This is a genomic window from Cyanobacteria bacterium FACHB-DQ100 (assembly GCA_014695195.1).
Lineage (GTDB): Bacteria > Cyanobacteriota > Cyanobacteriia > Leptolyngbyales > Leptolyngbyaceae > Leptolyngbya.
Window position 1 is genome coordinate 25880 of sequence record JACJNW010000039.1, and the last position, 21585, is coordinate 47464.

Below are 21585 nucleotides of genomic sequence, written 5' to 3' on the forward strand. Positions count from 1 at the left end.
TTATGTCGTCCCCACATAGATAGAAGACAGTAGAAGCTCAGTCTGACCCAAGATAGAGATCATAAAAAAGTGGGTCAAAAGCCCACTTCGTTTAAAGACTGATCTACCAACTTGAAGTGCGATTAGGTAAGCTTCCTGACATCATCCGTGACATCAGTAAGCTGAGGAGCCGCCGCATCTTCCCAAGCATTCAGAATGACTGCATTTGAAACATTGCCAATGATGTTGAGCACTGTTTTGAAGCCATCAGTTAAGCGATCGATTCCCGCCACAATTGCCACTCCTTCCACGGGTAATCCTGATGCAGTCAGAACAGTCGTCATCATGATGATTCCAGAACCAGGAACACCCGGAGTGCTGAACGAAACTAAGAAGGTGCTGAGTACGATCGCAAGCAACAATGAAGGAGTCAAAGAAATATCAAACATTTGAGCAATAAACACCGCATTAAAGCCTTGCAAAATCGCTGATCCATCTCGCTTTAATGCTGTTCCTAAGGGGACTGCAAAGCTAGCAATGTCCTCACGCAGCCCATAATCTTCCTGAACATTCTTCAGCACGACAGGCAGTGCAGCATTAGAACTTGCAGTGCCAAATGCTAACGACAATGCTGGAACAAGACTTTGAAGCAGTTTAATCGGTTTGGCTTTCAGTATCGCAAGAATCAAGACATAGAAAGTAATCATGATCAATGTCGAAACAAAGAGCGAAAAGACATAGGTAAATAACTTCACGATTAGCTGTAGCCCTTCGGTTGCAATAACTGAGCTAACTAAGGCAAAAACACCAATCGGTGCAACATAAAGCACGATCGACAGAATTTTTTCACTAATGACATAGCAACTTTCAACAAAGCTAACAAAGCTTGCTGCCTTTTCACCCACAAGCTGAATTGCAACCCCAATCAACGCAGATGAGAAAATTACTTGTAGTAGGTTGCCTGTGCTAAGTGCTTCAATTGGGTTCGTTGGAATCAAGCTCACTAACCAGTCGATTAGTGATTGTTGTTGAGCGATCGCACTAATTTGCACATCAGTTGAAACCGACACTCCAACTCCAGGCTTAACAACAACCGCTATGATCAATCCCAATGCCACAGCAATCCCACTCGTTAAGCAATAGCTCACAATCAGCTTTACCGCATACCGCCCAACCTGTGCCGCATTCTGAATCCGAGTCAAGCCTAGAATCAGCGATGAAAAAACGATCGGCACAACCACAAACTGAATCAACCGCAAAAATGCCGTTCCAGTTGGACTGAGCAAATAGAGATCGAGCGGCAGGATCACTGTCGGAAAGAAATCATGCAGCACCGCCCCAAACCCGATTCCCACCGCCATTGCCACCAAAATCAGCGTCGATAAGCTCATAGTCTTGACTCTTCAACCGTCAGGACTCACTGTAGCACTGTCGATCGCTTCAGTTCTTCTGATCGCTCCCCTTATTCCCGTCTTTATATTTTTTCAAACGAATTCTTCAACGGGGTCAAAGAATTTGTCGCTCTACAGCTAAAATCCTCTATACTTTCCTCTGGCTAGCCCGTAGAGCTTCTAACGCTACAGTCCTCGACCTTAGATAGGTACCTTCACCCTAATAATATGTAACCTTTAATTTTGACAAATTTTTGACAAATTAAGGCTGCTGTTCAGCGATCATGCTTCTGCATAACTGAACTAGGCTTGCTAGATCTTTAGGAGTAATGTTCATGGTCGGACCAATTGTTCCACCAAAACAATATCGACAGCAGTTCGCCGAATGGTTGCTAGATACTAATCGCAGCGAAGCAGAAAAGCATCATGTGAGAAAACTTTGGTGGCAAGTGATGTGTCTAACTGGGGTGGATTACTTTTCGACCCTAGGCTATCAGCCAGGAATTGCAGCACTCGCCGCCGGAGCCCTATCTCCGATCGCAACACTGATTCTAGTGCTATTAACGCTTTTTGGAGCGCTTCCTATCTATCGTCGCGTTGCCAGTATCAGTCCGAATGGAGAAGGTTCGATCGCAATGCTCGAAAACCTTCTACCCGGATGGCAAGGCAAATTGTTTGTATTATGTTTGCTGGGCTTTGTTGCCACCGATTTTATTATTACGATTACCCTTTCTGCGGCGGATGCCACGGCTCACATCATTGAAAATCCGTTTGTTCCACACTTCCTGCATGGGCAAAGCGTTGCGATTACGCTGATACTAGTTGCCCTGTTAGGAGCAGTTTTTCTTAGAGGTTTCCAAGAAGCGATCGGCATTGCTGTCTTTTTAGTCAGTGTCTATTTGTTTCTGAATTTGATCACCATTGGTGTAGGCGCTTATCAAATATTGAATAACTTATCAGCTGTGGCAAACTGGCAACAAGCACTGTTTGCACAACAATCTAATCCATTGCTAATTGTAGGAGTTGCCGCACTACTGTTTCCTAAGTTAGCACTAGGACTGTCTGGATTTGAAACCGGGGTTGCTGTGATGCCGCTAGTACGAGGACGGCAAACTGATACCGAACAAGCCCCCAAAGGGCGAATTCGCAATACTCATAAGTTGTTGGGAACTGCTGCAATAATTATGAGCTTTTTCCTCATGACCAGTAGTCTTGTTACAACACTATTAATTCCAGCGGCAGAGTTCCAAGCAGGCGGAAAAGCAAACGGACGCGCACTGGCATATCTAGCACACCTATATCTAGGAAATGCCTTTGGAACTGTTTACGACTTAAGCACGATCGCAATTCTCTGGTTTGCGGGTGCTTCTGCAATGGCAGGATTGTTAAACATTGTGCCGCGCTATCTACCCCGCTACGGAATGGCTCCCAGTTGGACATTGATGATTCGTCCTTTAGTGCTGATTTACACCTTTGTTGCCTTTGTCGTAACCATCATTTTCAAGGCGAATGTTGAGGCACAGGGGGGAGCTTATGCTACAGGTGTGTTAGTGCTAATGAGTTCAGCCGCGATCGCGGTCACACTCTCAACGCGCAATCGAGGCAAACTTTCCAGAACGCTCACGTTCGGCATCATTACTCTAGTGTTTATCTACACTACGATCGTCAATATTATCGAGCGACCTGAAGGAATTCGGATTGCCTCGCTGTTTATCGGAGCGATCATTGTCACGTCGATGATTTCGCGAGTTTGGCGATCAACTGAGCTTCGGGCTGAGCACCTTGAGTTTGATGAAGTTGCGCGTCAATTTCTCGCTCAAGAAAATCATCATGCGGTGCGATTGATTGCAAATCGGATCAGTATAGGGGATGAACGAGAGTATTTTCTCAAAGAACAAGAGGTACGCGAAGATACTCACATTCCACCAGATGAAACCATTCTGTTTCTAGAAATCCAGATTTCAGATGCGTCGCAATTTGCTCATACCATTCAAGTCCAAGGAGTGCAGGTTGGAAACTATCGCATCTTGAGAGCCAGAAGTGCTGCTGTACCGAATGCGATCGCAGCCATTGCCTTAGCCATTCGAGATGAAACGGGTCGGCTTCCTCATGTTTACTTTGGCTGGGTCGAAGGCAATCCGATTCAATATTTGATGCGGTTTATTCTACTGGGTGAAGGAGATATCGCAGTTTTAACTCGCGAAGTCTTGCGAAAAGCTGAAAGAATTCCGCAACGCCGTCCCCGCATCCACGTCGGCGGATAGTTCTGCCTGGGGATACAGGTTGCGCTTGTAGCAATCTCGCTATGTTCAAAATGCAGAGTTAGGAGCAGTTCATTGAAACCCTGGATGATCATTGCGATCGTAACGATATTGGTATCGTTTGGAAGCTTTCTGTTTCACCCCAAAGAGGACATTCGCTGGGTGAAACGGCTGAATCTTCCACGCTGGTTAGCGATCGTTGAACCTGTAATTCCAGTGATTTGGACTGTGATTTTTACCTGTGGTGCAATCTCGGCGCTGCTTGTGTGGAGAGCCGATCCAGGCAGCCTCAAAACCTGGTTGATTATGGGCTTCTATCTGCTTGTGGAGGTCGTGACTGTTGCTTATATTCCGCTGACGTTAAGACTTCGCAGCTTAGCGATCGGAACGGTAATCGGAGGCTTTGGTGGGGTTTTGGGTTTTGTCTTAGCTCTCTCGGTATTGCCGATTTCTCCGCTTGCCGCCCTGTTTCTTGTGCCTTATTTGCTCTGGAGTCCGATCGGAACCTATGCGACCCGTGAGCTAATCGATTTCAATCCCGAAGCGATCTAACAAATTTATTTCGCCCTTCCCACAAATGTACCTTCGTTGGAGACTTCCGTTAAAACGCTGACGCTCTTAAGCGACTTATATGGGGCACTCTGAAATAGAAGTTGCTCATTCGCAAGTCCATTCTCGTCTACGGTTATGTCTCTTTCTCCGATCGCTCACTATCACATTCGTAAACTTCTAAGGCAAAATCTTGAATACCTCGATCGCTTGTTTCCACTTCAAATTGCTTCAATCTGAGTGACGACAATCTCGATCGCATTGTGCAAAATTTGCCACTCGCTCCTGGGAACCGCAGCTTGAGAATTCAAGAGCTTGAGCTGCTAACAAAGCTTTACCAGCAGCTTGAACAAAACCCAGCCAATGCAACCGCACTCATAGAGATCAAGTAGAGATCAAGCGCCGCATTTTTCAGACTCTTGGCTTTGAGATCAAGGACACTGCACCCAACCAGTACCCTCCTATTCTGCGGGAATCTACGATCGACAAATTTTCCTTCTTTTTCCAAGATCAAATTCGAGAAGGAATGCGGTATGCCAATACTCTCTATGGCGCAGCTTACCAATTTGATCTGAGATACCGTCTTCAGGCGTACCAAATGGCATGGGTACTCGCTGAAGCAAAAATCCCAATCGTAGTCACTCTGCCTGCGACTCGATTTGTGATTTGGATTAACTTACAATCTCCCTCGTATGGCGTTTTGGTTCGACAGGATGTCAGTCTTTTAAAGACCCTATCGTTGGTTAGTCTTGCTTTACGGAAAGGAAAACCGAAACAGCTTGAACCGAATTCATCCAAACAAAAATTATCACTGTATCCGCGGTGACGGTTTCAGGGATGATGAAATCAGACATGATTAAAAGACAGGTCTGAGCGTTCCTTTCTCGATCGAAACAATGCTAAAACTGCAGTTCTTATCGAAGCTAATGATGGGTTGTGCCGTTGGAGTCACATTGCTGACCTCCGGTTGCGCTCGATCGTCTAAACAAGTTGCGCTTTCGAGTGGAACCAGCCAGGGCTATTACAGTCGATTGGCAGAGCAAATTCGCTCCGTAACTCATCACACCGTACAGCTCAAGGTCGAAAACCGCGAATCTCAAGGCTCGATCGAGAACCTGAGGCGTTTACTCGATCGTCAGGTAGACTTCGCCTTAGTGCAGCTTGATGTCGTCAGCGATGCCATGAGCCAAGGGAAAGTTCAAGCCGTGGCAATTTTGGCAAATGAGCCGATTCACATCATCGCCTCCAAAGATGCCAAAATTCGATCGTTCTCCGACTTGAACAACAAGCGGGTCGGAGTTGGCTCTTCAGGCAGCGGCATCCGTTACACCTCGGAATATCTCATTCGAGCCTTCAACCTCAAGCTTCAGAAAGACAGCTCTAGCTTTGATGAAACCTTTCGTAAGCTCAGCATCCGTCAGCTTGATGCTGGATTCTATGTAGGAACGCTGGGTGCAAGCGAACGACTACGACAGGAGTTAATTGCAAATTCCTCGCTGCAACTGGTGTCGATCGAGCCTGAGCGCATCAACTACCTCACCAATCGCGATCCGGGTGCGTATCAGTCCACAACGATTCCGCAGGGTGTGTACAATCCGCGCCCTGTGATTCCCAGCCGCGATATTTCTACTCTCGCCACTGCAACTGTTCTGGTGACTCGCCCCGATGTCAGCACCGAAACGGTTGGCTTACTCACCTGGGCGATTCTATACAATTCCCGCCGGTTTTCGCTCTTTTATCCCGATTTGCAAACCGGGGAAGCGCGATCGCTGTTGCAGAGAAACTTGCTCTACGTCCACCCCGGCGCTCAGAATGTCTATGCTGAAAATGCTGATCCGCGCAATGCGTGGCTGCGATATCTCGAAGCCAATAGTGACCTCCAGGCAGGACTTGTGATTCTATTTGGCACGAGCGGGATTGGATTAATTATTCAGCGATGGAGACGCGATCGCAGCAAAAAGTTCCTCCTGGCTACCATCACTCGCACCAACGAACTGAAGCAGTTTCTTCCGCACAACCCTCAGCAAGCTCTAGAGGGCATTGAGGATCTGAGCCAGGAACACCGCTTGATGTTCATCGACGGTTCGATTACGTCGGATGTCTATGAGCAAGTACAGCACAAAACGCAAACTTTCGCGGTTCAATGCCGCACTATCCTAGAGCAGCAGCGAAAACAGTTTGTTCTGAACACACTACTGGTCTTAGATGACTGGCAAGCCTCGCTGCAAACCGATCCACAAGCCGCCCTACAGAAATTAGGCTATCTCAAGCAGCAATACCGCGAGATGTTGATTACTGACCAAGTTGAAGTTCAGGCATACATCGAGCTAATGGAGCTAACTTTACTGTCTGTGATGACTTTGAGCGGAACTGCTATTCTGCCTGAAATGGCTAGCCCAAGCTTGGAAGAGCGATCGGAGGGTTCATCAACCCCGGTCTAATTCAAACTTAAAGAATCGTAGGAGATCGCCAGTTCGTTACATAATCGTAGCGACGCGATCAGTCATGTCGCTACGATCCTCTAATGGAGAATTGCTTGTGTTCTGAATGTTTAGGTTTCTGAGGTGGACGATCGCGCAAAAGATGGAGCTAGAAATGCAACTAGCGCTCCGATCGCAAATCCTGCCACATTGCGAAACAGAGGGAGCCATTCCGAAGTGCGAGTCACGACTGGGCCAACACCGAACGCCAAAAACAAAATGCCCCACAGCGGCGAGAAAATCAGCGCCCACTGCCAAGCAAAAATCTGCCCTTCTTTACGAGGCTGTGCCGCAAAGCCAAACACCAATCCACCGACTGTAGATGTGATTAACGTCAATAACCACTGCTCACGCGGTAATCCCGGAACCACGCTACAGCCACCCTGCAACAAGCATCCTTTCACCGACTCTAACGCCTGCAAAATTGCCTGATCCCCGCCGTTATCTCTCACAAAAAACTGGTTGCCAAATCGGGTTTGCAGCTCGATCCAGAATGTCCGAGACAGTAGCGGATACAGGTCATCACCAACGCTGAAATTTAATAAATTCCCACCACGGGGATCAGCCACAAGCAAAACGCTTTTATCGTCCAAACCCCAAAATTGTTTTACCGCAGTTCCGGGAGTGCGATCGCTCTGAGTGAGAACGCGCAGTTTCCAGCCCGTCTTTGCCTCAAAATTGGTTAAATCTTCGGAGAGCGTCTCTTCCTGGATCGTCGTCAATTCATTCGCGAGATCAATCACATTCGTCGGATGATCGGGCAGCAGGTCAGGATTGTTATAAGCCTGAGCCGCAGGTGCGATCGTCCATACGGAGAGAACAACCATCAGCGCCATCAGTCCTTGTAACAGACGGCGGACTCGAAGAGTGTGCATGGGCGGTTTCACAGTTGTATGACTAAAGAACATAGAAGCGATCGTAAAATGAGACGTTCAGGGATTAACGTTCATTTTTGTTTACATTTGTTTAACTAATTCTAATATAGGATCGCGATCCCTGAGAAATTGGACTACTCTGGCTTACGCTGCACCGGTTGTCTTGGAGGTTCAGTGGGCTGCACGTCCGATTGCTCATTCGGTAAATTCTCACTGTGGCGATCATGGTGCGGGTCTGCGCTTAAAGAATCTTCGTAATGATTGTCGTCAAAAGGGTCGCGATAAGCAGTAGGACGAAAAAACGATCGTGGGTCTGAACCCGATGCCAACCGGGACGATCGCCGCGATTTATTCGGCTGGGTCAAGGTGCGCCATGCCGCTTTCACACCCACAAACACGCTTCGACTTGTCGTTTGCGCTTTTTGAACCTGCTGTTTTACTCCGGTAATGCTCTGATCGACCTGTTTCACCACTTGGGTTGCACTCTGAACACCCTGCGTCACGTCATCGGTGAGATCGGTGACTTCCAGACCCGTAATTCGCAGCGCCTCCAGCGTTGGCGGCAGTTCGCGATTCAGCGTATCAAATAGCTTTTCCGCACTGCGGGCGGCGCGTCCCATCTCATTAAACGCTGGGATTGCAACCGTAAGCAGTGCGGTCAAACTGATCGCCACCAATAAAATTGATAAACCTAACCAAAAAATAGGATCAGCCACATTTCACTCGCCTATCGCAAACGATCGCGTACCGGAGGATTTGGTTCATTCCCTGATTCAGTTTCACGATCGAGGAGTTGATGCTCACGCTGAGTCGCTTCGAGACCCGCCGAGATCGCTTCTTTCAATCGAGTCAGGGTACCATCCCAGTTTCGCAAAGCTGTCTCAGAAAATCGATCTGCCTGAAGTTGGACACTGGTGGAAAGATCTTCCGCAAGTTCAGGTAGGGCATCGGCTGATTTTTTGATCAGTTGTCGGGTTTCTCGCCCAGTGCGCGGTGCCATCAGTAAGCCTGCGATCGTTCCCATCGCCGCTCCGACAATCATGCCGCCTAAAAATGATCCAGACCGATTAGACATAATGCTCGGCTTTTCCCCTTGCTAGTATTTCGATCAACACCGTACCCCCATTTTGCCAGACGAAGAGAGCGATCTAGCGGTTCATTCGTTTTGTAGCAGATTTTCTTAAGCGTTGGGGGAGTTTGGGACTCAAGAACATCGATCGTCCCATACCAAGAAGTGCCATCGCTTTCTGAGCTTGCTGGAGTTTTGGCTGGAGTTGTCGATAGTTCTGACGAAGCTGGCGAACAGTGAGTTCTCGTCGCTCAATTCCTTCAGGTGCGCCGCTGAGTAGATTGTGTGTATTCTGTTCTGCAAGAATCAGGGCATCTGCGGCTTGAGAAAATGTCCGGCGCAGGTTCCGCATTTGCCAGGTCAGGTAGAACCCGTAAAGTGCCAGTGAAAGATTCAGAGCAATAACGGCGATTAACATGGTGCGATCGAGAATTTATCTTAATAATAGCCATGTCTTTACAAAATTCCGCGTTTTCCGTTGGGTCTGACGGTTAGCCAGTTCATTTTTGCGGTGGTTAACTGTTCTTCAGTGATTTTCGCGCCTGTGAGATTCGCGCCACAAAGGTTCGCTCCCCGGAGATTGGCATTGAGCAAATAGGCTTGGGTGAGATCGGCTCCCCGCAAATCTGCCCCTTGTAAATCCGCATTGCTCAGATAAGACTGCGCCATATTGGTATCACGTAAATTTGCGCGGCTTAAGTTGGCTCGCCCAAAATCTGCGTTAAATAAGTTTGCGCCTTGTAAGTTAATTTGCTTGAGATTCGATTGGTGAAAGACTGCACCGGCTAGATTAATTTTTGGAGCGACGACAGCGCACAGCTCTACAGAAGCAAAATCGCGTTTTCCTTTGGTATACAAATTAGCGAGAGTGATAGCATCCAGTTTTGTGGCCTGATTGATTCTGCCTTCGGTCATGCCGCTAGTGCGTCCGCCCGAATCACGAGGACGGGCTGCCATCATCCGGTTTCGGGCGGCTCCGGTTTGGGTGTGAGTTGAGTCCGATCGCGTATTCCTAGCACGAATTGCCATTGCTGCGCGAGCGGCGGGAGAGCTTGGCTGGGAATCGGGTTCGCGTTTCGGCAGGGTCGATCGGGCGGTGACGCTATTCATGCTGTTTGCCAAACTATCAAGATACGGTTCTAAGTCCAGCGCCCGGAGAATCTCATTAGCCGACTGAAACCGATGCCGCACGGACACTTCCAGCATTTTCTTCAAGACACCTGCAAAGTGTTCGCTGACGTGAACTTGCCTTTGCCAGAGGAGTTCGCCTGTTGTGGGATCGTAATCTAAATCTTTAGGAGATTTCCCAGACAAGAGATAAATACAGGTGACTCCGAGTGCATACAAGTCACTGGCATACACTGGACGCATCGCCATTTGCTCTGGTGGGGCAAACCCTGGTGTCCCAATGGCGTAAGCGGTTAAAGCAGTTTGATCCGATAAGCTTGTAGAAATCGAGTTAACCTGATTTTTCACGGCTCCAAAGTCAATTAGCACAAGCTTGCAGTCTTGCGATCGGCGGATCAGATTTGCAGGCTTGATGTCCCGGTGAATCACTTGATGGCTATGCACGTACTGCATGATCGGTAGAATTTCACTGAGAAACTGTTTGACTCCAGCTTCACTGAACGCGCCCGATCGTTTGATTTCCTGTTGCAGCGTCGATCCGCTAATATACTCTTGAACTAGATAAAATTCTTGATTTGCCTCAAAATAATCCAGCAAACGTGGCACTTGTGGATGATTGCCAATTCGTCCCAGCGTCTGGGCTTCTCGTTCAAACAAATCTCGCGCCATTTGCATGACATGAGGAGCCGTTGCGGTGGGACGGAGTTGTTTAATCACGCAATGAGGCTGACCGGGAAGCGATTCATCCCTAGCTAGAAATGTTGCACCAAAGCCACCTTGACCCAGCGCGTGAAACACCCGATACCGATCACGCAACAGCAGAGAAACACCACAAGCTTGACACCGCTCAACGTTCGCCAGATTTTCGGGATTAGAACAGACTGGATTTAAGCAATAGCTCATGAGGACATCGATCGCGCTACAGAATGTTTGACCCTGAACTGCCCAGAGCTGCAAGAATCTCCAAGGCAATCAGGTAGAGTATTCCCTAAAAGCCTCAATAAAGTTCATGGTTTCTGGGTACCCAAGTGGGATCAATAGCGCTGGCTATTCCACGCACTGCGATTGGATGCGGCGAGCGCTCGAATTGGCACAGCAAGCCGGAGATGCGGGAGAAGTTCCGGTTGGTGCGATCGTGGTTCGATCTAGCACGATTATTGCGGAGGCTGAGAACCGCCGAGAACGCGATCGCGATCCGACGGCTCATGCAGAAGTGTTGGCGCTGCGACAAGCGGGGCAAGCTTTACAGTCCTGGCATTTAAATGACTGTACGCTGTACGTAACGCTGGAACCCTGCCCGATGTGTGCGGGTGCGATCGTCTTGGCGCGATTAGGAATGCTTGTTTATGGAGCTGATGATCCGAAAGCTGGCGCGATTCGGACAGTGTTGAATTTGCCGGATAGCGCGGCATCGAATCATCGATTAACAGTATTCGGTGGGATTTTAGAAATGCCTTGCCGGGATCAATTGCAGCAATGGTTTCGACAGCGGCGTGAGCGTAAAGATTAATGCGAATCCGACAGACTGCGGTTCGAGACTGATCCCAATCGGCTTGCTTTTAGCTGGTCTGACGCAGAGCGTGGGAGAGTTCCACTGCTAGCAGTGGGAGTTTGCCAATTTGGCTAGTTTCGCTTTTGATTGTCGCCTCGGTTCAGTTTTTGCTCAATCTGCTGCCGCAGACTGAGCGCGTCTTGGTAATCGGGTCGAAGCTGAATGGCTTTGTCGATCGATGCGATCGATTCATCAATCCGCCCCAAGCGCCACAATACAGCACCCCGATTGTTCCAAGCCTCTGCTAAATCTGGTTTGAGGGTGGTTGCTTTATCCAGGGCGGCGATCGCTTCAGGGAAACGACCAAACCGGAACAGTAGCGTTCCCTGATTGCTCCACGCCTCAGCAAAATCAGGCTTCAGGGTGATAGCGCGTTGATAAAGCGGCAAGGCTTGCTCGTACTGTTGCTGTTGCTCCAGAGCGTACCCTTTACTCCATAAAGCTTCTGGATAATTCGGGCGCAGCGCTAATGCAGCCTCACACGCCGTGATCGCATCTTTACTACGCTGTAAATAATTCAAGCTGTAGCACCGTCCCCAATGCGCTTCAGCAGATTTGGCATCGATCGTGATCATCCGATCGTAGGTGTTCACGGCTTGCTGATACTGCTTTGCTGTCCGCTGCTGTTTTGCTTCGTCGAGGAGTTTTGCAGCTTGAGTCGCCGGATTCGGGGAAGGAGCAGGCGTGGAAATGCTCAGATTTCTTTGAGGGGGACGAGTGGCATTCCAACCGAAAAAAGTAGCGCCTAGTATCGTGAGTCCGATCGCAGGAGGCAGCATCCGACGGCGAGAAATCTTAGCGAGCGGTTCGCGCCATCTGACCGTTACGCTTTGCTTAAGTGTGCTGACTCGCATTAGGGATGTCGCCGCTAAGACGGTGGGACGGAACGACGCGAGAAACGGAAAGATTTTTCGCGCCTGCATCGCTGCATTGTCTAAATTGCGTGGAGGATTCACGGCTAAGGCTGCTGTGGGTACCGGAACCGAAGCGGTTCCGGTAGAGTTTGACGCGATCGGTGGATGTGAAGGCAGGGGGATAGGTGCAGCGCCGAGATCTGCGGAAATCGCTTGAATGGCGGTCAAAGCTTGTACAGCAGTGGCATAGCGATCGCGAAAGTCAGCACAGATCATCTTCTCTAGCACAGCAGCGATCGCGGGGCTAAGATCGGGTAGATGATCGCGCCACTGAAGCTCTCCGGTATTCGGATTTTGAGTGAGATGGGAAGGCGGAAGTCCGGTGAGAGCTTCGATCGCAATCACACCAACCGCATAAATATCGCTACTAAAGCGGGGCATTCCTGCCATTTGTTCGATCGCCATATAGCCTGGAGTGCCGATCGGGATCGTATGAGTTGGCACAGTGTGACTGAATCCGGTACTGACTTGCTTCACGGCTCCGAAATCGATCAGCACAATTTTGCCATCTGAGCGACGACGCATCAGATTTGAGGGCTTGATGTCGCGATGAATCACGTTCTGCTGATGCACAAAGCTCAGTCCGTCAAGCAAGCTGCGAAGCATCCAGAGGACTTGCGCTTCTGACCAGGGTTGCCCAGCAATCAGTTCTTCACCCACGGGGTGTCCGTCGATCCACTCCTGAACCAGGTAGAATTCTGAATTCTCCTGAAAGTGAGCCAGCAGGCGCGGAATTTGATCGTGATGTCCCAAGCGATAAAGCACTTGCGCCTCCGTATCAAACAGGCGGGCAGCGACCTGCAAGCTTTGGGGATGAGTAGACTGGGGTTTCAGTTGTTTCACGACGCAGCGAGGCTGACCGGGAAGGTGCAAATCCGCAGCAAGAAAAGTTTGACCGAATCCACCCGCGCTCAATTCCTGAATAACTTGATAGCGACCCCCCAATGGATGATTGGACGAATTAGACTGAAATCGCTGTAAAACACTCACGAATTGTTCTCACTCCTGGTGCATCGAACTTACGTCTTCTTACCCTACTTTCAGGGATTAGGGTAGGGGTCAGGCAAAGTTTTTAACTTCGGTTCCTGCTCAATTTTTTCAAACAAAGTTCAGGGCTATGATCCCCCAGGGAGAGAAGCCGGCTCTGAGAGTCGATCTCAATCTGCAAAAAACCAAAAAAGCGGGATTGCTCCCGCCTTTTGATTATTCTGCGTCGTCTTCGAGATCACCCACTTCAGTTTCCTCTGCAGTGGGAGGAACAAGCGCAACGGCTGCGATCGCATCTTCTTCGTCTAATCGCTGCACTCTGACTCCAGTGGCGGCGCGTGACTGCGATGAAATTGCATCCACCGACTGCCGAATAATAATGCCGCGATTGGTAATTAGCATCATTTCATCGCCTTCGTTGACAATGTGCAGCGCAGACAAAGTATCACCCGGTTTGCGGAACTTCGTCACCACAATTCCCATTCCTGCTCGGTTTTGCAGACGGAATTGTTTGACCGGAACTCGCTTACCATAGCCTCCGGTCGTGACGACAAGCGCCCACGGGCCGGACTGCGGCGGCAGTTCTGTGTTCTCGTCCAAGCTTGCTTCATCTTCAACGCCGGCAGGATCTTCGGCTTGCGCTTGGGCAACATCTGCCACAATTTGACCTGGCAGGATTGCCATACCGACTAAGCTATCGCCTTCTCGGAGAGACATCGCTCTTACCCCACGAGTTGCACGACCGAGTGGGCGCAATTGCTCATGGTTGACGCGGAAGTGAATTGATCGACCCTGACTTGATCCAATAATGATGCTGTCATCTACTCGCGATAGTCTCACCCATCGCAGTTGGTCGCCTTCTTCGAGCGAGATCGCAATCAAGCCGTTGGTGCGAATGTTGCTGAAGGCTGAGAGTGCCGTTTTCTTGATGTAGCCTTTGTTGGTCAACATCACCAGGTACTCATCATCGGAGAACTCACTCACAGAGATAACCGAGGTGATTTTTTCTCCGTGCGGCACAGTGAGCAACTGCACGATCGGCGTTCCTCGCGAGGTTCTTGATCCGACTGGAATTTGATAGGCTTTCAGCGCGTAGACGACTCCACGATCGCTAAAGAACAATACGCTGTCGTGGTCGCAGCAGCTAATGAAGTGTTCAACGGCATCGTCTTCCTTCATTCGCGCTCCAGACTTACCGCGAGTGGCGCGATTCTGGGCTTCAAACGTGCTGATCGGCATGCGCTTGATGTAGCCTTGTTCGGTGACAAGCACGATCGATTTCTCATTTGCAATCAGATCGATATCACCGAGGTCGTCTTCAGACTGTTCGATGATAGTTCGACGCGGTGTGGCATGACTCGCTCTAAGCTGCGTGACCTCTTGAGTGATGATGTCTAAGATGCGATCGCGTCTTGCCAAGATATCTAACAAGTCTTGAATTTGAGCTTGCAAATCTTGGTGTTCTTGCTCGATCTTTTCGGCTTCGAGTGCTGTTAACCGTCGAAGCTGCATTTGCAGAATTGCATCCGCTTGCTGTTCTGAAAGCGAGTAGGTTTCAATCAGTTGTTGTTTCGCCGTTGCGGTATCAGCCGCATGACGAATCAGCGCAATAATGCGATCGAGATTCGCCAGTGCAATTAACAATCCTTGCAGGAGATGATCGCGTTCTTGAGCTTTGCGGAGTTGGTACTGGGTGCGGCGGGTGATTGCTTCGACTCGGAACTCTAGGAACACGCTCAAGAACTGCCTCAGAGTCAGAAGCTGAGGTTCACCGTTCACGAGCGCCAGCATATTCGCGCCAAAGTTCGCCTGAATCGGAGTCTGCTTGTAGAGATTGTTTAACACGACGCGCGGGTAAGCATCGCGCCGCAGTTCGATGACAACTCGCATTCCGTCACGATCGCTCTCGTCGCGCACATCAGAAATGCCTTCGATCTTACGATCGTTCACCAGTTCTGCAATGCGTTCGATTAAAGCAGCTTTGTTGGTTTGATAGGGCAGAGCGGTAATAATGATCGCTTCTTTGTCCGGTCGTCCGCGCTGTTCGATCGTCTCGATCGCTGCCACACCTCGCATCGTGATTGAGCCGCGTCCTGTTGTGTAGGCTTCGCGAATTCCAGTCCGTCCTAAAATTTGCGCGCCTGTGGGAAAGTCAGGGCCTGGAATGTACTGCATCAATTCCAAATCAGTCAGGTCTGGATTTTGAATCAATGCGACTAAGCCATCGATCAATTCCCCTAAGTTATGCGGTGGAATGTTCGTCGCCATCCCGACTGCAATTCCGGCTGAACCATTGAGCAGAAGCTGCGGAATGCGGGCGGGGAGAACGGTCGGTTCTTGTACCGAACCATCGAAGTTATCGATAAAATCGACGGTCTCCGATTCGATGTCTTGCAGCAGCGCGTTGCCAGTCAGTGAAGTTAAACGACACTCGGTGTATCGCATCGCTGCGGGAGGATCGTTGTCGATCGATCCGAAGTTTCCATGCCCATCAATCAAGGGCGATCGCATCGAAAAGTCCTGCGCCATCCGCACTAAGGCATCGTACACGGCGGTATCTCCGTGCGGATGGTATTTCCCCAGCACTTCCCCGACCACACGGGCACACTTTCTAAAGGGTCGATCGTGCGTCAGTCCTAATTCGTGCATAGCATAAAGAATACGACGATGCACAGGTTTCAGCCCGTCCCGCGCATCGGGCAGCGCCCGCCCTACGATGACGCTCATCGCGTATTCCAGGTAAGACCGCTGCATTTCGTTGCGTAAATCGGTTGGAATAATCCGATCTTGGGGCGGTTCCTGGGAGAAGGTCATAGAAGACTCCGAGATACTTTTGTACTATCGAAAAGCGAAAAAATATGAGCGGAAAAAGATGCCTAGAAAGTATAGCTGCTTCGGCTCATATTGGATAAATTTTAGCACAAATTTAGCTTTGGGATCGGGGCTGAAATCCTTATGAAATCTAGGGTTTACTGGGATTATTTAAGAATTGCGGCAAGGGCTTGGTTTACGGTTGGATACTCGTACTCGAAGCCGGTGGTCAGGGTACGTTTTGGCAAAACTTGCTGTCCTTCGAGAACGACGATCGCGCCATCGCCCAATAATGCTTCTAACGCAAATGCCGGAACGGGCAACCAAGACGGACGATTCATCACTTGTCCGAGCGCGTCGGTGAGTTCTGCCATTTTCACCGGATTCGGAGCCGTTGCGTTATAGGTGCCTTCTAGATTGGAATCGGTCAGGGCTTTGAGAATCAGATTGACTAAATCCTCACGATGAATCCAGGAGAACCACTGTTTGCCTGAACCGATCGGCCCTCCCGCAAACATCCGAAACGGGGTTAACATTTTACCCAGTGCGCCGCCGTTTTCGAGAACAATTCCGATTCGGAAGATTACTAATCGGGTGCCGCTTTCTTTGACTTTGCTGGCTTCTGCTTCCCAAGCCTGACACACTTCGGCTAAGAAATCTTGTCCTGCGGCACTGGCTTCATCGAACGCCGCCGTTTCACTGGTGCCGTAAAAGCCGATCGCTGACGCATTCACGAGCACAGACGGTTTTGGATTGGCTTGAGCAATCCCATTCACCACATTTTGAGTCGTCAAAGTCCGGCTTTCTAGCAGAGATTTCTTGATCTCAGGAGTCCAGCGATTTTCAGCGATCGGTTCTCCGGCTAAATTCACAACCGCATCGCAGCCTGAGATTTTTGCTTGCCAGTCTCCCGCTTGTTTCGGATTGTATGCAACGATTTCTAAGTTTGAGGAGCGCGGAAGTTTTCGTTCTGCGCTGGCTCGATCGCGGCTGAATGCAACCACCGAATTCCCTTCTGCTAACAATCGTTCCACTAACCGTGATCCGACAAATCCTGTTGCCCCAGTCACCGCGACTTTCATAATCTTCAAGACGAAACGCCATCTGCAAGTATAGATCGCGCTTAATTCGGATCGAGTTCGCCGATCGACTTAAACTGATTCTGCTCGTCGAGTTGCACGACGATCGCTTCACCCTGATCGGGAACAACATCCGTGATCGCCGTAATGTTGACTTGATGCGTCACCATGATCACGACTTGCTTTGCAGCTTTGTTTTTGATCATGAATTGGCGGAGTTGTTCAGTTTGTCGCGGTTCGGTAGATCTGTCGCGAAAAAAAGAATTTAGCGCGGGAAACGGCTCAACTTTTCCTAAATTCATCAATTGAGCCGTTTCCAAGCAGCGACACCACTGACTCGATAGCACTCGCGACACGGGAACTTGTCGCTGTCTGAACACTTGACCGATTTGTTTGGCTTGATTTCTACCTTCTTGGGACAAATTGCGCTGAGTCGAACAATCGTTTAAGCGAAAGTTGCCTGGGTCACCTGTTCCGGGAGCCAGCGCGTGACGCATCAGAATCACCGTGAAGGTTTCTACTTGCCGCAATTGTCCCCAAATTGATCGATCGACCGGAGCAGGTCGAGCATTCACAGTTTCATCAGAAGCTTGAGATAGTGAACGATCGTACCCGCATCCAATCAATAACAATGGCAACAGCCAAACAAACCACTTCATCATTAAGACAGCAAGTAGGTGTAGCCGCTTAAACTGCGCTCATAGTTCTGAAGCAGCAATTGTGACTCTTGTAAGGTAATGCGATCGTCTTCTAGCGCGTGTTCAGTTTGCAATCGAACGCTTTCGATCATGTCTTCCACATCGTATTGCACATAGCCCAGCACTTCCTTGATCGTGTCACCCCGAACCACGTGCTGAATCTGATAGCCTTTAGGTGTGAGTTGAATGTGAACCGTATTGGTGTCCCCAAACAAGTTATGTAGGTTGCCCATGATTTCCTGGTATGCACCACTAAGAAACATTCCCAGATAGTAAGGCTCACCCGGCTTGAGCGAATGGAGTTCTAACACTGATTTCACGTCGCGTAGATCGATGAATTGATCAATCTTGCCATCACTATCACAGGTTAAATCTGCCAGAGTTGCTCGCTTTGTCGGTTCTTCGTTGAGTCTATGAATTGGCATGATTGGGAAGAGTTGATCGATCGCCCAACTGTCCGGAGCCGACTGAAACACCGAGAGATTCATGTAATACATCGAAGCCATAATTTTCTCAAGGTCTTCGATGTCATCGGGAATGTACTCAAGTTGACGCGAAAATGTAATGATTTTATGGCAGCAAGACCAATACAATCGCTCTGCTCTGGCTCGTTCGGTCAAGCTGAGATAGCCAAATCCAAATAGATTCACCGCCTCTTCTTTGAACTGAGCTGCATCGTGGTACATCTCTAGAAAGTTTTCACTGTTGATCGAGGTGTAAGTTTCATAGAGATTTTGGATGATTAGATGTTCATCTTCTTGGGGAGGTTCGGGCGTTTCAACCGCGACATCACTTGTACCCAGAATGTCAAACACCAGCACCGATTGATGCGATGCGATCGCTCGTCCACTTTCGCTAATTAAGGTTGGAACCGGAAGATTGGCAAGCGCACAAGCATCTCTCACGGCTGCAACCACATCATTCGCATAGTTCTGAGTGCTGTAGTTTTTCGAGGCGTGAAAGTTCGTTTGCGATCCGTCATAGTCCACGCCCAAACCGCCGCCCACATCGAGGTACTGCATATTCGCACCCAGTCTGCATAGTTCGATATAGATGCGACTGGCTTCACGCATGGCTTCTTTCAGCACACTGATTGCTGAAATCTGAGAACCAATGTGGAAATGCAGCAATTGCAGACAGTCCAACATATCGGCTGCTTTCAGTTGGTTCACGGTATCAATGATTTCGGGAACTGTTAAGCCGAATTTTGCTCGATCGCCTGCCGAAGTTCCCCAGCGTCCGATGCCTTTCGCGCTCAGTTTTGCTCGAACCCCTAAAATCGGTTGAATGCCGAGTTTTTTACTGGCTTCGATCGCCAGTCCAACTTCTTCGATCTGCTCTAGAACAATGATCGGCGTTTGTCCCAATCGTCTCGCTAACATCGCCGTTTCAATGTACTCCCGATCTTTGTAGCCGTTGCAGATCAGCAAGGCTCCAGGAGTTTTCAGCGACGCGAGAGCGATCATCAATTCCGGTTTTGATCCCGCTTCCAGCCCGAACTGATGCGGTTGACCAAAGCGCACCAAATCTTCGACCAAATGCCGTTGTTGGTTGCACTTAACCGGAAAGACCCCTTTGTAAACTCCGGGATAGCTGTAACGAGCGATCGCTTTTGCAAATGCAGAATTAATCCGCTCGACGCGATCCTCTAAAATATCCGAGAACCGAATCAGCAGCGGCAAACCAAGATTTCGTTGCTTTAGTGCATTCACCAAGTCAAACAAATCCAGCGATCCGCCGCGATTGCCTCTCGGTGAGACGGTGACGTGCCCCGCCGCATTAATTGAAAAGTACGGATCGCCCCAGCCCTGAATCCGATAAAGTTCTTCGCTATCTTCGATCGTCCACTTTTTCGGCGCAGCCAGCAGAGTGGAGGATTTCCCGTTTTGCTTGCCGTTCGACTTACCATTCTTAGTTTTCAAATCCTCCTCTTGCAAGCCCGGATCTGGTGGTTGTTTTTCGGGCTTGACAGTAGCGGAGCGTTCTCCCATCGTGGTTTTTCCTCATTGCAACGAATCTTCAAGCATCCAGTCTATCGCGTCCATCTGAAAACAGAAGTCTTTCATATCACCGGATTAACCGTTCTAAGATAATCTAGGTTCTGTAAATTTCACTTCATTTTTGGGAGTCCAGCTTGGAACGCACATTTTTAGCCATCAAGCCCGATGGCGTACAGCGCAAACTGATCGGTGAAATCATTCGCCGCTTTGAAACGAAGGGCTTTACCCTTGTCGGTTTGAAATTTATGAATGTCAGTCGCGAACTGGCAGAAAGCCATTACGGCGTTCACCGGGAACGTCCGTTTTTCGGCAGTCTGGTTGAATTCATCACTTCTGGCCCAGTCGTCGCAATGGTCTGGGAAGGCGATGGTGTGATTGCAGCAGCGCGGAAAGTGATCGGCGCAACCAATCCACTCACTGCTGAACCCGGAACAATCCGGGGTGATTTTGGTGCCAATATCGGACGTAATCTGATTCACGGGTCGGATGCGCCGGAAACTGCTCAAAGCGAGATTGCGCTTTGGTTTAAGGACGAAGAATTAGTGAATTGGCAGCCCACCGTGCTGTCTTGGATTTACGAATAATCGCAATCCTGAATTGGCGGCAAATTGTCGATCGTGACCCGGCGGCGTGCCGTCGGGTTTTGAGCAATTAAACCGGATCTTTTTCCGAAATGGGTTCAATTTCGGGCATGGCTTCGCTTTGGGATTCGGCGATCGCTTCAATCTCCGCGATATCATTTCGCTTAGAAAATCCCCATGCAAACACGATCGCAACCAGCGTAATCATCAACCATTCTGGCGGCACAAGCTGATCGTTCAGCACCCGCAACAGCAATCGAATTCCCACAAATGAAACAGTAACGTAACCTGCATCTTCGAGGTGCGTGAATTCTTCTAGCCAATTGATAAATAAACCTGCCATAAACCGCAGCACTACGATCCCGATCGTGCCGCCGAGCAAGATCAGCCAGGTTTCTTGAGAAACCGCGATCGCGGTCGTCACACTATCCAGCGAAAACGCCAAATCCGTAAAAGCAATTAACGGGATCGCTTGCCACAGCGAAGAAAATCGGGGGCTGTGATGCGCTCCTTCTTCTTTCTCGGCAGAGGTGAAATACTGAAATGCCAGCCACAGCAGATAGAGCGCTCCCGCTAACTCAAATTGCCAGTACCCAATCACCCAAGATGCTGCCAAAATCAGCGATATCCGCAAGATATAGGCAACCACTAGCCCAATATTCAGGGCGCGACGCTCTAGTTCTAGGTCTTGCAAGCCCTGAGTTATTGCAGCAAGGGCGATCGCGTTATCTGCCGACAACACGCATTCCAAGGCAACTAAAACGATTAGGACTAGGAAGGATTGCGGATTGAGTTGGGCAGGAAGATTCAGATCTATCATTCCAGAATATTAAAGGGACGAGCAGCGGTAATCAGACATTCTATTATCCCTTCTTGTGTCTAGATTGGCGACCACCGACCGGAGTATCAGCCTCCATTTTGCTCATATTCTCGAGCAAAATGGAGGCTCGGAGACAGAGAATACCCAATTCAGCCGCGGGATTTACAGCTTAGGCCGGAGAGGGCAGGAATCTTAACAAAACTTTACAAAGAAGCGGGTTTTCCCCAAACTCTCCACAGCCTCTCCACAGGTGATCGATTCCTTTTCCACACCTTTTCCACATCGAATAGAAAGTTTTCCACAGGGGATCGGGCTAGGATCGTCATTTTCCGGCAGACTGTGGAAAAGTCGAGTGCAATCCTGCTCACTGCTTGAGAATTACTTAATTTGTGAAGCGACATTAAGAAAAAA

Annotated in this window: 18 protein-coding genes; 6 read left to right on the plus strand and 12 right to left on the minus strand. The window is 49.4% G+C overall.

Going from position 1 to position 21585, the window contains the following annotated elements; translation table 11 throughout:
- Positions 1-122 precede the first annotated feature (122 nt).
- Positions 123-1370, minus strand: a complete 1248-nt coding sequence (locus H6F51_22155; protein ID MBD1825174.1) for a dicarboxylate/amino acid:cation symporter — start codon at positions 1368-1370, stop codon at positions 123-125.
- A 335-nt stretch (positions 1371-1705) separates the two neighbouring features.
- On the opposite strand from H6F51_22155, the gene H6F51_22160 reads away from it, so the two are divergent.
- The 4 genes from H6F51_22160 to H6F51_22175 all read left to right on the plus strand — a co-directional run bounded on the left by H6F51_22160 (position 1706) and on the right by H6F51_22175 (position 6621).
- Positions 1706-3634 (plus strand): amino acid transporter, encoded by a 1929-nt coding sequence (locus tag H6F51_22160; protein MBD1825175.1) that lies wholly within the window; start codon positions 1706-1708, stop codon positions 3632-3634.
- Positions 3635-3718: 84 nt separating this feature from the next.
- On the plus strand, positions 3719-4183 hold the full coding sequence (locus H6F51_22165) for a tryptophan-rich sensory protein (protein ID MBD1825176.1): 465 nt from the start codon (positions 3719-3721) through the stop codon (positions 4181-4183).
- 523 nt (positions 4184-4706) lie between these two features.
- Positions 4707-5006 carry a hypothetical protein gene (locus H6F51_22170; GenBank protein ID MBD1825177.1) on the plus strand — a complete coding sequence of 100 codons (300 nt, stop codon included), beginning with the start codon at positions 4707-4709 and terminating at the stop codon, positions 5004-5006.
- Between the two features lie 70 nt (positions 5007-5076).
- Positions 5077-6621, plus strand: a complete 1545-nt coding sequence (locus H6F51_22175) for a TAXI family TRAP transporter solute-binding subunit (GenBank protein MBD1825178.1) — start codon at positions 5077-5079, stop codon at positions 6619-6621.
- Between the two features lie 110 nt (positions 6622-6731).
- Here the strand turns inward: H6F51_22175 and H6F51_22180 are convergent, their stop codons facing one another.
- The 5 genes from H6F51_22180 to H6F51_22200 all read right to left on the minus strand — a co-directional run bounded on the left by H6F51_22180 (position 6732) and on the right by H6F51_22200 (position 10635).
- Positions 6732-7535: a TPM domain-containing protein gene (locus H6F51_22180; protein ID MBD1825179.1), complete on the minus strand. Its 804-nt coding sequence runs from the start codon at positions 7533-7535 to the stop codon at positions 6732-6734.
- 134 nt (positions 7536-7669) lie between these two features.
- The gene (locus H6F51_22185; GenBank protein MBD1825180.1) at positions 7670-8251 is read right to left on the minus strand and encodes a DUF948 domain-containing protein; all 582 of its coding nucleotides are present in this window, start codon (positions 8249-8251) and stop codon (positions 7670-7672) included.
- Positions 8252-8262: 11 nt separating this feature from the next.
- Entirely contained in the window at positions 8263-8613 is a 351-nt protein-coding gene (locus H6F51_22190; GenBank protein ID MBD1825181.1) for a YtxH domain-containing protein, read from the minus strand.
- A 70-nt stretch (positions 8614-8683) separates the two neighbouring features.
- Positions 8684-9022: a hypothetical protein gene (locus tag H6F51_22195; GenBank protein MBD1825182.1), complete on the minus strand. Its 339-nt coding sequence runs from the start codon at positions 9020-9022 to the stop codon at positions 8684-8686.
- A gap of 38 nt (positions 9023-9060) precedes the next feature.
- Entirely contained in the window at positions 9061-10635 is a 1575-nt protein-coding gene (locus H6F51_22200) for a pentapeptide repeat-containing protein (GenBank protein ID MBD1825183.1), read from the minus strand.
- Positions 10636-10741: 106 nt separating this feature from the next.
- Between H6F51_22200 and H6F51_22205 the strand changes: the two genes are divergently transcribed.
- Positions 10742-11242 carry a nucleoside deaminase gene (locus H6F51_22205; protein ID MBD1825184.1) on the plus strand — a complete coding sequence of 167 codons (501 nt, stop codon included), beginning with the start codon at positions 10742-10744 and terminating at the stop codon, positions 11240-11242.
- A gap of 113 nt (positions 11243-11355) precedes the next feature.
- Here H6F51_22205 and H6F51_22210 read toward each other — a convergent pair whose 3' ends face one another.
- The 5 genes from H6F51_22210 to speA form a co-directional block, all read right to left on the minus strand.
- Positions 11356-13188 carry a tetratricopeptide repeat protein gene (locus H6F51_22210; protein ID MBD1825185.1) on the minus strand — a complete coding sequence of 611 codons (1833 nt, stop codon included), beginning with the start codon at positions 13186-13188 and terminating at the stop codon, positions 11356-11358.
- A 213-nt stretch (positions 13189-13401) separates the two neighbouring features.
- Positions 13402-15999, minus strand: a complete 2598-nt coding sequence (gyrA, locus tag H6F51_22215) for a DNA gyrase subunit A (protein ID MBD1825186.1) — start codon at positions 15997-15999, stop codon at positions 13402-13404.
- Between the two features lie 164 nt (positions 16000-16163).
- The gene (locus tag H6F51_22220) at positions 16164-17078 is read right to left on the minus strand and encodes a TIGR01777 family protein (protein ID MBD1825187.1); all 915 of its coding nucleotides are present in this window, start codon (positions 17076-17078) and stop codon (positions 16164-16166) included.
- Positions 17079-17119: 41 nt separating this feature from the next.
- Entirely contained in the window at positions 17120-17737 is a 618-nt protein-coding gene (locus H6F51_22225; GenBank protein MBD1825188.1) for a histidine phosphatase family protein, read from the minus strand.
- Complete coding sequence (gene speA / locus H6F51_22230; GenBank protein MBD1825189.1) at positions 17737-19764, minus strand: biosynthetic arginine decarboxylase; 2028 nt, start codon at positions 19762-19764, stop codon at positions 17737-17739. Before speA ends, H6F51_22225 begins: the two co-directional genes overlap by 1 nt.
- A gap of 143 nt (positions 19765-19907) precedes the next feature.
- Between speA and ndk the strand changes: the two genes are divergently transcribed.
- Complete coding sequence (gene ndk, locus H6F51_22235) at positions 19908-20357, plus strand: nucleoside-diphosphate kinase (protein ID MBD1825190.1); 450 nt, start codon at positions 19908-19910, stop codon at positions 20355-20357.
- Between the two features lie 67 nt (positions 20358-20424).
- Here the strand turns inward: ndk and H6F51_22240 are convergent, their stop codons facing one another.
- Positions 20425-21174: a DUF475 domain-containing protein gene (locus H6F51_22240; protein ID MBD1825191.1), complete on the minus strand. Its 750-nt coding sequence runs from the start codon at positions 21172-21174 to the stop codon at positions 20425-20427.
- Between the last annotated feature and the right edge of the window lie 411 nt (positions 21175-21585).

Excerpts from the sequence above, each read along its gene's own strand:
- H6F51_22180 (MBD1825179.1), bottom strand. The coding sequence starts at position 7,535 with ATGCACACTCTTCGAGTCCGCCGTCTGTTACAAGGACTGATGGCGCTG.
- H6F51_22205 (MBD1825184.1), top strand. The coding sequence starts at position 10,742 with ATGGTTTCTGGGTACCCAAGTGGGATCAATAGCGCTGGCTATTCCACG.
- speA (MBD1825189.1), bottom strand. The coding sequence starts at position 19,764 with ATGGGAGAACGCTCCGCTACTGTCAAGCCCGAAAAACAACCACCAGAT.
- H6F51_22240 (MBD1825191.1), bottom strand. The coding sequence starts at position 21,174 with ATGATAGATCTGAATCTTCCTGCCCAACTCAATCCGCAATCCTTCCTA.
- gyrA (MBD1825186.1), bottom strand. The coding sequence starts at position 15,999 with ATGACCTTCTCCCAGGAACCGCCCCAAGATCGGATTATTCCAACCGAT.
- H6F51_22200 (MBD1825183.1), bottom strand. The coding sequence starts at position 10,635 with ATGAGCTATTGCTTAAATCCAGTCTGTTCTAATCCCGAAAATCTGGCG.
- H6F51_22155 (MBD1825174.1), bottom strand. The coding sequence starts at position 1,370 with ATGAGCTTATCGACGCTGATTTTGGTGGCAATGGCGGTGGGAATCGGG.
- H6F51_22195 (MBD1825182.1), bottom strand. The coding sequence starts at position 9,022 with ATGTTAATCGCCGTTATTGCTCTGAATCTTTCACTGGCACTTTACGGG.
- H6F51_22160 (MBD1825175.1), top strand. The coding sequence starts at position 1,706 with ATGGTCGGACCAATTGTTCCACCAAAACAATATCGACAGCAGTTCGCC.
- H6F51_22165 (MBD1825176.1), top strand. The coding sequence starts at position 3,719 with ATGATCATTGCGATCGTAACGATATTGGTATCGTTTGGAAGCTTTCTG.
- H6F51_22220 (MBD1825187.1), bottom strand. The coding sequence starts at position 17,078 with ATGAAAGTCGCGGTGACTGGGGCAACAGGATTTGTCGGATCACGGTTA.
- H6F51_22170 (MBD1825177.1), top strand. The coding sequence starts at position 4,707 with ATGCGGTATGCCAATACTCTCTATGGCGCAGCTTACCAATTTGATCTG.
- H6F51_22175 (MBD1825178.1), top strand. The coding sequence starts at position 5,077 with ATGCTAAAACTGCAGTTCTTATCGAAGCTAATGATGGGTTGTGCCGTT.
- H6F51_22225 (MBD1825188.1), bottom strand. The coding sequence starts at position 17,737 with ATGATGAAGTGGTTTGTTTGGCTGTTGCCATTGTTATTGATTGGATGC.